Source organism: Marinobacter sp. NFXS9 (assembly GCF_040148665.1).
Lineage (GTDB): Bacteria > Pseudomonadota > Gammaproteobacteria > Pseudomonadales > Oleiphilaceae > Marinobacter_A > Marinobacter_A mangrovi.
Genome location: NZ_JAGDDW010000020.1, coordinates 39,774 through 52,981, shown reverse-complemented (window position 1 = coordinate 52,981; position 13,208 = coordinate 39,774). Strand labels below are relative to the sequence as shown.

At 58.3% G+C, this 13,208-nt stretch carries 9 protein-coding genes and 1 pseudogene; 3 read left to right on the top strand and 7 right to left on the bottom strand.

What is annotated here, in order from left to right:
- Window positions 1–76: 76 nt before the first annotated feature.
- The 6 genes from J3364_RS21390 to J3364_RS21365 form a co-directional block, all read right to left on the bottom strand.
- Window positions 77–1,081, bottom strand: a complete 1,005-nt coding sequence (locus tag J3364_RS21390) for a hypothetical protein (RefSeq protein WP_349560180.1) — start codon at window positions 1,079–1,081, stop codon at window positions 77–79.
- A 17-nt stretch (window positions 1,082–1,098) separates the two neighbouring features.
- Window positions 1,099–1,290 (bottom strand): hypothetical protein, encoded by a 192-nt coding sequence (locus J3364_RS21385; RefSeq protein WP_349560179.1) that lies wholly within the window; start codon window positions 1,288–1,290, stop codon window positions 1,099–1,101.
- Window positions 1,291–1,318: 28 nt separating this feature from the next.
- Window positions 1,319–2,326 carry a hypothetical protein gene (locus tag J3364_RS21380; RefSeq protein ID WP_349560178.1) on the bottom strand — a complete coding sequence of 336 codons (1,008 nt, stop codon included), beginning with the start codon at window positions 2,324–2,326 and terminating at the stop codon, window positions 1,319–1,321.
- A gap of 17 nt (window positions 2,327–2,343) precedes the next feature.
- Entirely contained in the window at window positions 2,344–6,360 is a 4,017-nt protein-coding gene (locus J3364_RS21375) for an ABC transporter permease (protein ID WP_349560177.1), read from the bottom strand.
- Between the two features lie 302 nt (window positions 6,361–6,662).
- A complete protein-coding gene (gene lepB, locus J3364_RS21370; RefSeq protein WP_349560176.1) occupies window positions 6,663–7,493 on the bottom strand; it encodes a signal peptidase I in 831 nt (276 codons plus the stop codon).
- Window positions 7,494–7,569: 76 nt separating this feature from the next.
- Entirely contained in the window at window positions 7,570–8,289 is a 720-nt protein-coding gene (locus tag J3364_RS21365) for a hypothetical protein (RefSeq protein ID WP_349560175.1), read from the bottom strand.
- A 578-nt stretch (window positions 8,290–8,867) separates the two neighbouring features.
- On the opposite strand from J3364_RS21365, the gene J3364_RS21360 reads away from it, so the two are divergent.
- Together J3364_RS21360 and J3364_RS22635 are read left to right on the top strand one after the other, a co-directional pair.
- On the top strand, window positions 8,868–10,952 hold the full coding sequence (locus J3364_RS21360) for a DUF8754 domain-containing protein (RefSeq protein WP_349560174.1): 2,085 nt from the start codon (window positions 8,868–8,870) through the stop codon (window positions 10,950–10,952).
- A 59-nt stretch (window positions 10,953–11,011) separates the two neighbouring features.
- Window positions 11,012–11,293, top strand: a pseudogene (locus tag J3364_RS22635) (NAD(P)H-dependent oxidoreductase); the annotation flags it as partial.
- Between the two features lie 36 nt (window positions 11,294–11,329).
- Here J3364_RS22635 and J3364_RS21355 read toward each other — a convergent pair.
- Window positions 11,330–12,220 carry a LysR family transcriptional regulator gene (locus tag J3364_RS21355; protein ID WP_349560173.1) on the bottom strand — a complete coding sequence of 297 codons (891 nt, stop codon included), beginning with the start codon at window positions 12,218–12,220 and terminating at the stop codon, window positions 11,330–11,332.
- A 117-nt stretch (window positions 12,221–12,337) separates the two neighbouring features.
- Here J3364_RS21355 and J3364_RS21350 point away from each other — a divergent pair, with 117 nt between their 5' ends.
- Window positions 12,338–13,117 carry an NAD(P)H-dependent oxidoreductase gene (locus J3364_RS21350; RefSeq protein ID WP_349560172.1) on the top strand — a complete coding sequence of 260 codons (780 nt, stop codon included), beginning with the start codon at window positions 12,338–12,340 and terminating at the stop codon, window positions 13,115–13,117.
- The last annotated feature ends 91 nt before the right edge of the window (window positions 13,118–13,208 follow it).

The window sequence follows — 13,208 nt, the reverse complement described above, 5'->3', positions numbered from 1 at the left end:
TCCCGTGGGATCATGGGGCTTTCTTCCGGTTTTTGGACGAAACGGGGAGATTTATGATGGATATTATACCCCGAAGTCAGGCCAACTCATTGCCTTTGTTCAGGTTTTTACTTTTGCAGGGGCGACTCCGTACCTTTGACATCATCTCGCTTTCTTTCTTCTTCCAGGTCTCGTCGTCCATATCCCGCCAATAGCGGGCCGGGCGCCCTGTCTGGCGATCGTGTTCGGCGGTGACGGGATCCTTCGAACGGAACTCCTCCCACAACGGGATATCCGGCAACGGTCGGCTGGTGTCCATAAAGTTCTGGAACATGTCCCACAGCGCGAAGCACTCCTCACCCGTGGTCTTCCCGATCAGATTGCCAATGGGGAGCAGGATGGGACGGTAGCGGTGGACGAGGTAGAGGGTATGCACCACCTGGCCCGGTGGGATCATTTCGTTGGTGAGGTAGGCGTCGAATTCGTAGAAAGGTGCCTGTTCCTCTTCGGGCGGGCCCTTCTTTTCATCGCTATAGGTGGTCACAAGTCCGGTGCGACGGTTGAGTTCCCACTTGGGCCCTCTTCCCGGCTTGATAGACCATTTTGGGGCAAACCTGAATATGAAGCTGGGGATCACTCGGCAAGCAAGCAGTGGCCCGTATATCCAGGCAACAAAAGATAAATAAGAGAGTGAAAAATTGAGCGCTCCCATATGGTTTGGATTTTTGATTAACAAAGTCAAATATGTAATGGCAACTGGGAAGAGGATAAAAACCATGACATAAGGATTACCAAAGGCATTTATCAGAAACAGCAACTTGGTCCTGAAAGCCGGAGTGGCATGCCTGTATCTTTCATGATCGATCCGCTGATGGAAATCAATATTTTCAAAGCCACTCGGTTTCGACTCAATCTTCCTTAACACTTCAGGCCGGAAGCGTTTTCGAAGTGATTGGGGCGCAACTTCTTCGGTTCGCCCCCAAGGTAACCTCATGTCGAATTTCCTGTTGAACCAGGAACGCCCTGGATCAGCAACCTGACGCTTCTGTTCGGGAATCTGATCCGAGCGGTAAGCCTGGGGACCATAGTAGTTTTCAGTCATTGTTTCAGCATCCGACATCAGGCTGAACCGGGCTTGGCAAAGCCATTGACCCAGAAGAGTTGATCATCTTCGGTGAAATCCGGCTTGGTGAATTCGTCATTTTTAGGATCGTACCGGGTCGTATCCTTTGGTAATGGTGCCGGAAAAGCAAACAGCTTTCCTTTCAGTGTCACCTGATACTGAGCCTTGGCTTGCCATTCATAGCGCAACTCCTGCTCTCCGGCAGGCAGGCCCTGATCAGCTCACATACCGAACATGCTGGCGCATCAGGTTGGGCCGGTGGGGCGTGGTCAGGCTTCGTACCTTCGACATCATCTCGCTTTCTTTCTGCTTCCAGATCTCGTCGTCCATATCCCGCCAATAGCGGGCCGGGCGCCCTGTCTGGCGATCGTGTTCGGCGGTGACGGGATCCTTCGAACGGAACTCCTCCCACAACGGGATATCCGGCAACGGTCGGCTGGTGTCCATAAAGTTCTGGAACATGTCCCACAGCGCGAAGCACTCCTCACCCGTGGTCTTCCCGATCAGATTGCCAATGGGGAGAAGGATGGGACGGTAGCGGTGGACGAGGTAGAGGGTATGCACCACCTGGCCCGGTGGGATCATTTCGTTGGTGAGGTAGGCGTCGAATTCGTAGAAAGGTGCCTGCTCTTCTTCGGATGAGCCCTTGCTGTCGTGGTGGTAGGCCGTTACGAGACCGGTACGGCGATTGAGTTCCCACTTGGGTCCTTTGGAGGGCCTAATTATCCAGCCAGGGATAGCTTTGAACAAAAACCAAGGTATTTTATTCAAAAGCAATGGTACAAAAATTAATCCCATGACTAGTGGGATCGTCTCATTGATGACACTGCCCCATTCATCAGAATCAAATGCAGTCAATGCAACTAGATATAGAATCAAAAACAGCGGCGTCAGGAACTTAAAGAAGAATCCTCCAAGACTTTCCGCGAACAGCAGCAAACGCGTTCTAAAAGCTGGCATGGCGTGACGGTATTTCTCATGGTCAATACGCTGATGAAATTCAACGCTTTCAAAGCCTTTAGGTTTTTTCTCGATTTTCCTCAGCACATCTGGACTAAAGCGATTTCTAAAAGATAGTGGCGCCACTTCCTCTGTGCGCCCCCATGGCAAGCGCATGTCGAACTTCCGATTAAACCAGGAACGCCCTGGATCGGCGACCTGGCGCTTCTGTTCCGGAATCCGGTCCGAGCGATAAGCACAGGGGCCATAGTAGTTTTCAGTCATTGTTTCAGCATCCGACATCAGGCTGAACCGGGTTTGGCAAAGCCACTAACCCAGAAGAGTTGATCATCTTCGGTGAAATCCGGCTTGGTGAATTCATCATTTTTAGGATCGTACCGGGTCGTGTCCTTCGGTGATGGTGCCGGAAAGGCAAACGGCTTTCCTTTCAGTGTCACCTGATACTGAACCTTGGCCTGCCATTCATAGCGCAACTCTTGCTCGCCCGCAGGCAGGCCCAGAAATGTCCGGGACTCTCGATGTGAGTCCGGCCTTCGGACCAGCATTACGTACCCGGTTGCCGTGGGCTGCTGCAGGATAATGTGGTCCTGCTCCTCGCCGTCTGGAACCGGCTTCGATGAAACGAGGCCGTAATCCCGACCCAGGTTGAACACCTTACATAATAGTTGGGCCTTACAAAGTGCTTGTATGCCTTCAGGAGCACTCAGCAGTCCAGGCAGGTTACTGTCAGCACGGATAATATGAGTAGCCTCTTGAATCGCTTCGAGACCAGCGGCATTAAGCGATTTGACGGCCGCCTGCTGAGCTGGTGCGGTTAGCGGTATCGACCTATATACCAAGCGCAGGTTCATCAACTGGCCCAAGAGTCGATAGTAGGCCTCAGCGGCATTATCGTCCCCTTGCAAATGAGGCAAGCCAACGTGATCGCCGAAGGGACCGTTGCGTAGCCAGTTCTCAATAGGCTCGTCTTGCAACACCCATATCAACGCTGTGCCTGCGAGCAATAATCCCAGGCCAATCCAGCCCAGGGGCCCCATCCCTAAAAGGGTGGCCTGAGCGGGAATGATTGCAGCCATGGTCATGACAACACCGCTCGCCGTTGTCACACCGTAGCCCCAGGCTGCGGGATCACCCGTTTCGAGCGCGTAAAGAGTGTCAGATAAACTGATACCGGTGACGGCTACCCCTCCAATTGCACCAAGAAACATTCGACTCGTAATGGCTTTGACACCAAGGGCTTCGGCCAAAGATTTAGCCACTCCACCATTGAACTCGCGTCCAAGTACAGCTCCAACTTTTTCCTTCACCAAGTCGTTGGCAAACCGTTCCGTCATCAATGTTGCCGCAGCTACCGCGTTATACCCTGAGCCAAATATCCCGGAGACTGCTCGCACTGCCCCCCTTTCACGCTTGATACTGTCGGCAGACGAATAAGCATTCCAAACATTAACCGCCTCAATCCCCAACACCACCATCGGCAGCACCGGCGTATTCAACAGCCGGTAAAGCCGACTGTTCTCGGCCTGATCAAGCTGAGATCGGTTGTCCTCGATGGCCTGTTCCGTCGCCTTGATGGCGGCCGCGACGGAGGTGGTGCGCGCACCCAGACTTTCCAGTTCGTCGGTGATGCCGCTGAAGCGTCGCTGTGCGGCTTCCAGCCTGTCCCGGGCGCTGGCCGTGTTGGTCGTGCTCTGCTCGACCGCTTTGCGGGCCAGGATCAGTTCGTTCTGGGCCTGACTCAGGCGGCTGAGGGCCTGGGTGGCAGGACGGTCCCGCTCCAGGATCCAGGCCAGCATCTTCTTCGCCTTGGCCGTCGACGGCGTCACCCGCTCGCCTTCGGCGGAGAGATCCTCCAGACCCAACACGTACTTCCCCTGTTCGATGGCGTCGCTCAGGGGCATCAGCCGCAATCCCGGCAGCAGCGTCGGCATGGACTGACGGATGGCTTCCAGCGGATGACTCATCATGGCCAGACGGCGGGCCATGAAGCGTTGGTTCAGGGCTTCCTGGGTCTGGCCGAGGCGAAGTTCCGCTTCCGCCCGCGTTCGTTCCAGTTGCTGGTGGGCTTCTCGGGATTCCTTCAGCACCGCCAGATACTCTTCTTCACTGGTTTTCAGGGCGGCCTGGGCCTTTTGTTCGTAGCGCCGGGTCAGTTCGGCCTGTTGTCGGTTAAGCTGACGATACTCAGCCCGAAGCTGCTTGAGTTCACCGTCGTTGTTCTCCAGGGCCGTCAGTGCGCTGCGTATGGCGCTGTGCAGCTCGTTGTGGGCAGCGTTCAGAGCCTTGGTACCCTGTGCCATGCCGGCAAACAACAGGTGGGTCAGGCCACCGGCCTGGATCTCCGCAGCCAGCCGGAATCCTTCCAGCGTCTGGATTTCGGACAGGTCCTCCGGCAGGTTAAGGGTTTCCAGCCGGGCCAGCGCCGGGCCCCGAAACACCCCGTCGCCGGGATTGTCCGGCGCTGACTTGGGCGGCTCATAGGCCGTTTGCTGCTGGGACGCATCGGCCTGGGGCCAAAGCATGCGGGCCAACGACACCACGCCCTGGCTCTGGCTGACGGCTTCGTGTTCGGTACACAAGCTGCGCAGCCATTGTTTGCCTTTGGAGTCCCCGCCTGGCAGCCCTTGCTGGGGATGCAGCGGATCCTGCTTGATCGAGGGTTCCAGCACCAGGCTGACCAATCGCCCGGCAAAGCGGAATGCGGCAGCGTAGTCAAAGCCTTCGCTGCTGAACAGGTCGCCCAGCACTTGCTGATAGGGTTGCCGACGCAGGCAGAGCAACAATTCATCCTGGGCCTTGTCCAGATACTCACGCCCCAGTTCCCGCTCCTGGGTTATCAGCGTCCGCTCAATCCGCTCTAGACCGGATAATGGCAAGGCTGAGACATAGTGATGGAGTGGGTTGCTCTCACCATCGAACTGAGACGGTAAGATCAGTTGGTTCACCAACTGGGCGCTCTCCAGTTGCGGGTGCTGCCGGGCCCGTTCACTGCACAGGGCTAACAATTCCCGCGCGGTTTCCACGCGGTGTGCCTGGTGGCGGATCTCGTAGAGGCGGTCGTCGATCTTCAGGCCGCAGACACCCCGCTTGCGCAAGGGTTCGACCGCATCGGCGGCAGCCGCTTGGGCCTGCCAGTCCTCCGAAGAGAAGAACCGTGTTTTCTGGTCCTCACTATTCTCATCGACCGCCTGTTGGATACTGAGCGCCAGCGCCCCGGGTTCGGGCTTTTCATAATCCTGCAGCGGCTCGTTTCGTTCGCCAGCTTCGTACTGCTCAAACAGATCCCGGGCCATATCGTAGGCCTTTGACGGATAGGTTCCCGCCACGTTTTCGAGGAAAAACCAGGGGCGTTCAAACTGCCATTCCAGGGCCGGCTGGCGCGGGCGCTGGGGCGCCAACTTGTCGAGATAGAACACCGGTCGGTCGCTGGGACCGACATCCAACATGGCACCGTCGGCAGGGGTGTCATGCGGCTTCATTTGACTGATTTGCTGACAGCGATCGTAGCGAAGACTGAAATCGGTTTGCAGCCGGTTAATGCGAGCCGCCGGCAAGGGAGATTCGGAAAAGGCCACCTCCAGTTCAACGTCGGTACTGTCCAGCCGCATCGGTACCCAGACGTCCGTCAGGGCCTTCCCTACAGGAGCGCGCCTGTCTTCGATCACTCGGCCGTTGCCGTCCCGGTAGTCGTCCAGGCGGACATCCTGGAAGCGGAGATTGCCCTCCTCCCAGGTGATGCGCAGTTCCCGCCAGAGCCGGGCTTCCCGAAACACATAGAAATAGCCGGGGCGACTCAACACCGGCCAAGTCGGCGATTTGCCGCCGATATCGCGCCCCTTCACCCAGTCGAATGGCACGACCGGCAGGAGGATGTGCTGCTGCCCGGCCTTGCCGTCCTGCCACTGGCTTTCCTCAGCCGTCTCCAACAACGGTAGTTGAATGGGTCGCCCATCGTCAGTGTCCACTTCAAGCATCAACCGGCTGTCGGCTTGCCCCTGCCAGGGCCAGATGTGAAGCGTGGACGAGCGATTATTCAGCCCGGCGTGTTTGCGCTCACCATCGGGATAACGGGGGTTCTCGCTCCCTGTGCCTTCTGGCCCGGCCTTTTCATAGACGACGAGCTTCTGGTGCGGACCATGGTCTTCACCGTGAACTTCGACGATGAAATCGTGCCACATGCAGGGCGGGTGGTTGCCGAGGGTGCTTTGTTCCCGGGGATGATTGGCCGTCAGGCGACCACAGGGACAGGATAACGACGAAGGCGATGTGCCATTCGCCGACGAGTTGGACTGCGCCATCCGTGGATACTCCTTGTACTGACATTCTGGGAGTCTGAGCGGGAGCATCCTGCTCCCGGTTATTGCGTGAACGCATCCTAGCGCATCGGTTGAACAACGTCATCCGAAGGCTTTATGTGGGCAAGGTCGGGCCTTCTCAGGATCAGGATTCATTCCTGATAAGTTGAAAGCGAGCTAAAAAATCTGCAGTGGTTTTCCGCGGCTTACCACCCGGGTTGATCAAAATTAAAGCGCCTCGACCCCATTAATTAGCAGGGATCACTGGCTCAAAAGGCAGCGTTGGCACAGCCCCATATCCGATGCTAGAACACGTAGACCACTTCACCGAGAATGTCCGCGGACGGCACAAAGCCCCAAACCCGGCTGTCCGCCGAATTGTCCCGGTTGTCTCCCAGGAAGAAGTAGTGCCCCGGCGGCACAACCACCTGGACCGGAGGCAGCGGACCACCGAGATCCAGCCTCTGGACGAAATAGGACTCGTCGCCCAGTGATTCCCTGAAAACGTCCCCCAGACGGTTGCGATAGGCCAGCTCCCCCCTTACCGCTTGGCCGTTGATCGAGATATGCCCGTCAACAACCTTAAGCCGGTCGCCAGGCAGCCCCACCAGTCGCTTCACATAAGGCGTCGTTTTATGAGGTGGATAGAACACGTATACCCCGCCTCGTTCAAGGTTTGGACCGCCCTGGGATTCGCCGTCGGTCAATTGAATGCCGAAAGTCCCGTAATGGCCGTATCCCATTTTGCTGACAATGATCCGGTCACCGGGCTTCAGCGTGGGGGCCATCGAGCTGGCCGGAATGGTGAAAGGTTCGTACAGGAAGGCCCTGAGCAGGAATATCGCACAGAAAGCAACGCCATAGATGGCCGGTATTCCCCACCACCGGGAATACCAGGATCTTGGCGCCGATGGGTCATAATGCCTGGTCGAAAAATACGCGTGGACCGGGCAGATCACACTGAAAGCCAGTCCCCAAAAACTGCCGAGCGACCAGTCAATGACCGCCACCACCACAACCGCTGCAAAGTAGATCCAGAACAGCATCAAACGATTCACGTACAGGAACGTGAACGGCTGGAGCAGCACGCCCAGAACGATGGCAATCCAGGCCTTGGGTTTCCAGGCGTTTTCCATGGGTCCTTCCTTTTCAACAGTCTATGCCGGGCCGGCAGTGATCACCCGCCGGTCCCCAATACCAACAGGCCAACCGCTACTCGACGGCAGCACCCAGCTTCTCGCGAACCTCGGCTTCAAAAGCCTTTCCCGATTTCATGGCCACTTCATCGGGACTCAGAGCGATCAGCCCCTCGTCCATCAGTGGGGTCAGCACGTCGTCATCCACGGCCCAGATGATGGCCGTCTGATCGCCGGTGGGAAGGGTGACGAAGCGCGTTTTCAGGTCGCGATCCTGAGCCATCCGATTCAGCAGCATCAGTACCGCACTCAGGTCGTACCAATCGCCGTAGTTCTCGGCTTGCTGTCGGTAGGTTTTGTCATCAACCACGCCCACCAGACCGTAGGGCTCATCGTCAGCCTCGAAGTCAGAGGGCGGGATTTCGGAGAAGGTAGCCGTCCGGAGGTCGCTCAGTGCCGCCACGTCGCTGAGCAGTACATCGTGCTCATTCGGGAACATGCCAGTCTCGGTGTCGAACCAGTGGATATTGCCTTTCGCCTGAATGAAATCCGAGGCCGTCAGCGCCTTTTCCGGGTGGCTGTATGGGCCGGGCTCATTGGGCAACAACGCCAGACTATCCAGGTGCGCCTCAAGGCTGCCTGGTTCCGGGTAATGGACCAACGCCGCGATCAGGGGTTTGAGTTCCGGATAACCATTTTCGTGAATATCCCATTGACTCATCACCCGGGCGTCACGAACAGCGGCCGGTCGATCACGCAGCGCCATCTCGCGCAGACATCGTTCGACATCACCCAAGTGACGCCCGCGGGACAGACTCCGCCGCCATCCAACACACGAGCCATCTGCCAGCGGTTCATCCGATAGCGTCACCTTCGGCGCCTTGCTGGACAACGCAATCTCTGCCGAGGAATCCGTGCAAGCAGTGAGGAAAAACGAAAGTGCGATGATTGAAAGAGGCGTACTGAAATGCATCAAATTGAAGTCCTTGTCTCGAAATCCCTTCGTCGTGCTCCCGATCGCCTGTGATCTCCAGAAGCCGACTCGCTGAAGCCTTATCGCTTTCCTTTCAGCATTCTTTTCTGCGCATACTTTTGCATCGCTCGCTGCTCCCGATATTCACCCTGCTCGCGGGCGAGTCTGAGTATCGAAGCAGGCCACTTCAATACTACTCATCCCGACTATCCCCTGTCCGGAATCACCTCTCAGCATCCCCAGGTTGTTCCACAAGTCGTCGCGGACTTGATCCAGATTAACGTGTCACCACGCGTTTGGTGGTTTCATGGCGCATAGGGGACGACGCCGCTTGGAGATGAACACTCCTGCCGGATATCGGCTCGTCTCTGTCAGCCAACTGCGGTAGGCGGAGCACTATCGTGAAAACCATCGCCAGTATCAGTCTCGGATCGTCCGACGAGGATTACACGGTCGAAGCCCACTTTCTCGGCGAAGCCGTCAAGGTGATTCGTCTTGGCGCCGACGGCGACCTGGAAAAAGCCGGCCAGCTGCTGGAAAACGTGCGGGCCCAGGCGGACGCCATCGGCCTGAGTATTCCAGACACCGCCCACAGCACACTTCCCGCCAGCAGAAGAGCCCAATTCACCTACCTGAAACAGCGGGCGCCGGAAGCCTGCATTGGCACCGGAGAAGACCTGCGCGGCTTGTTGCAGGAATGGGCGGTTCGGCACGTGCAGACCACTCTGGAGCATTTCTTCGATAACGCCCGGGTGCTCATCCTGGACGGCCGCAGCCGTTATCCGATCGCCCGCGCGCTCCACGAACACACCGACAACCTGAGCTTCGCCAACCCCTGGCTGGATTTTGGCCTCCCCCGGATGCTGACCTCGATCGAGCAGATGAACACGTATTCCGAACTCGCCGGCGCACTGCTCGAGCGCCCGGCCACCCAGTGGGTTCGCCGCACCGTAGCACACAGTCCCCTGTGGCAACTGGGCAAACCGCTGGCCGACGGTGCCCTCCATCATGCGATCGCAGAGTCCCACGTCATCGTGGCCAGCCCGAATCACCTGCAATCGCTGGAAGACACGGACCTGGATGGCAAAACCATCATGACATCGCGGGTCACCGACAAGACGCTTGCCTGGATGAAGGCCCACAAGGTGGCCATGGTGGTAGACGACAGCCCGTGGCTGAACGGTCGCCCCGTTGGTGTGAATGTTCTTGAAGCGCTGATCTGTGCGACGACATCCCGAAGTCCGGAACAGCTGAGTGACGACGATTATCTCCAGGCGATTCGCGCCACGGGCATTGAGCCCCGGATCCTTTACCCGGACGGCTATCGCCGGGTGAACCGGTTTGCCTTTGTGATTCACCCGCTGTCCCAGCAATACCTCACCAAAACCCACCCGCTGGACTGGATTGCGGAGGTCTCACCCGGGCCGATCATGAACCTGGTGGAAAAAGCGGTCGCCTACACACCACCCTTCGTCTATTCCAAAGTCTCCGGCATCCGATCGCCCACAGGGGACGAAGCCGAGGGCTGGCTGATCACCGTGGGCGGTACACCGCATGAAATCATGGCCCACCGACCGGAGTTCACCTACGGACGCCTGCTGGCCGCCGCCAGGCTGGCGAAAAAACTCGGGGCACAAATCATGGGGCTGGGCGCGTTCACCAAGGTAGTGGGCGATGCCGGCGTCACCGTGGCCCGACAGGCCCCCTTACCCATCACCACCGGCAACAGCTACAGCGCCTCCGGCGCCCTCTGGGCGGCGCACGAAGCGGCTCGTCGCATCGGTCGGGTGCGTGTGGGTGACAGCGGCAAGCTCGCCGGTAATGCCATGGTCGTCGGCGCGACGGGCGCCATCGGATCCGTGTGCGCCCGGTTACTGGCGAAAGCCGTCGAGAACATCTACCTCGCCTCACCCGAGCCAGCCAAACTCCTGGCCCTCAAGGAAAGCATCGAACAGGAAACCCCGGGCGCCCAGGTGCACCTGGCGGCTGCAGCGGACAGGGATGTGGCGAATATGGACATGATCGTTACCGCCACCTCCGGCGCCGGCAAGCGCATACTCGACATCATGAGGGTCAAGCCGGGGTGTGTGATCACGGACGTGGCGCGACCCCTGGACATCCCCGCCGAAGACGTCGCCAAACGCCCGGACGTGCTGGTGATCGAGTCCGGCGAGATCGAACTGCCCGGCAACGTCCAGATGAAAGACATCGGCCTGCCCAACGGCATCGTCTACGCCTGCCTGGCCGAGACCATCGTGCTGGCGCTGGAGGGCCGCTTCGAAAACTACACCCTGGGCCGCCACATCGAGTGGGAGAAGGTGCAGGAGATCTACAAGCTGGGCCTGAAACACGGCATGAAACTGGCGGCGATTGCCGGCGTGAACGGCACATTTACCGAGGAGGACTTCGAGCGGGTTCGGCGGCTTTCGGAGCCGAGTCAGCCTTCGGAGAGTGGGACGGGAGCCACTCAAGGCGCACGTCACTGAAGGGCTCGACAGTCAAAACCGGGGCTACCGGTCGTTTGGGCGAATCACCGACTTGATCCATCGAACAAATTTCAGGGCCGCCAGACCTTTATTTTCCGCCTCTTCCCATCATCAGCGAGTTCTGGATTGAGTCCTGCTTTACCCGGGACGATAAACGTGGCTATTCCCACAAACAGGCGCTGATGGAATTCGATCGGCTTATCGATGAAGTGGACAAAGCCGATCTAATCGTCCTCTCGCCCCCCATGTATAACTACGGCATGCCTGCAGCACTCAAAGCCTGGTTCGACCAGGTTATTCGGGTGAACAAGACCTTTGACTTCGACCCGGCAGATCGACTTGCCGGTGCCATCCTGGGCCCGGCAGGTCGGAACGCCTTAAAGCGCCTGTCCGATCGCCTCCCGCACCCACCTCTGGGCCGGGTGAGCATGATTACGCTCGTGCCACACCATCCCCACGGAAAACCCTGTCGATTCAATGGGCGAGGCAACGACCTTGAGATCCTTACGCTCCGCAACCAGCCGCTGCGGCACCAGCGCCACGAGGTTCGACCGGGTCACGACCTCGGGAACCAGCAGGAAGGAGGCCGCCGAGAGCACCACATCACGGGCGTACCCCAGCACTTTCAGGGCCTGATCAACAGGGGTCGAAAAGTCGCCTCCACTGAGTGAGACGATGACATGCTCGAGTTGGACATAGTCGTCAATCGCCATTCCGTCGAAAAGATGCGGGTGGTCCAGACGTCCGATCAGCACATAGGCCTCGTCATACAGGTGCCGGTGCCGCAACGAGGGAGGCGCTTCCTCCGGGGTCATGAACGCCAGATCCACATCACCGCGGGCCATCTGGGCCTCAAGACGGGTCGGTTCGAGATTGCGCAAACCGATCCTTATCCCCGGCGCCCGGCGCCTCAACGAGTTGATGACCGACATACCGACCGTCGCCTGGACGTAGTCGGTGCAGGCCAGCGTCACCGTCAGGTTCGCCCCCGCCGGATCGAAATGCTGATGGGTCGCCAGGGTGTCCCGCACCTGATCCAGCGCCAGACGCAGCGGTGATTGTAATTCCAGGGCCTTGGCGGTCGGGATCATGCCTCGATGGGCCGGGATCAGCAACGGATCGTCGAACAGGTCCCGCAAGCGACTCAGTTGAGCGCTAACGGCAGGCTGGCTCATATGCAGGCGAGCCGCTGCCCGGGTGACATTCTGCTCGTCGAGCAAGGCCTCCAGCGTTGCCAGCAAATTGAGATCCAGTCTTTTGGTATCCATATTTTATATAGCTGCGCAGAACATTGGTGATTTCATCAATAGTTCATTCTATTGCACGCTTGCTCCGACCTCTACACACCAGGCACCCCTGGTTAACCCCGATGAAGGAGTGAAGCAATGAAAAAGACCGTCCTGGTTATCTACGCCCACCCAGAACCCACCTCCCTCACCCGCCGTTTCGTGGCAGAAACGGTGGCAACACTCGAGGCGTTGGGTCACCGCGTCATGCAGTCCGACCTCTACGGCATGAACTGGAAAGCCACCTTTGACGAGGCGGACTTCCCCAGCCGCATCAACCAGGACCGGCTCGCCTTTATCCAGGAATCCGGGCACGCCTACGCGACCCAGCAGCAGACACAGGACGTCGCGGAAGAACAGAAAAAACTGCTGGCCGCCGACGCGGTCATCTTTCACTTTCCGCTTTGGTGGTTTGGCATGCCGGCGATCCTGAAAGGTTGGATCGACCGGGTTTACGCGTACGGCTTTGCCTATGGCTACAAAGGGGAAGGCAACCGGTACCGCTATGGCGACGGCATTCTCAAAGGCAAACGGGCCCTGCTCTCCGTCATGGTGGGCGGCCCTGCCGAGGACTATTCGCCCCGGGGCATCAACGGCCCCTTGGAAGAGCTGCTCTTCCCCATTACACACGGCGCCCTCTTCTTCCCGGGCATGGATGTGTTACCGACCCACGCCGTCTATGGCACGGGCAAACTGGAACCGTCCACTGCGGAAGCGGAAATAAGTGCCTGGCGCTCACGTCTCGAACACCTCTTCGACGAGGCTCCCATCCCGTTCCGGCACCAAAATGGCGGTGACTACGAGGGGCACGTACTTGCGGGGCACCTCTCTTCAGGGAAAACAGGTCTGGCGATCCATGTCGACGACGAAGCAGGTTAATCAAGGCACCTGGACCTCGTGCCTTGGGCCCGAACTATGGCTTTACATACGTTTATTGCGACTTTCGTGAGCTTTTTCCGCACCCTCCCAA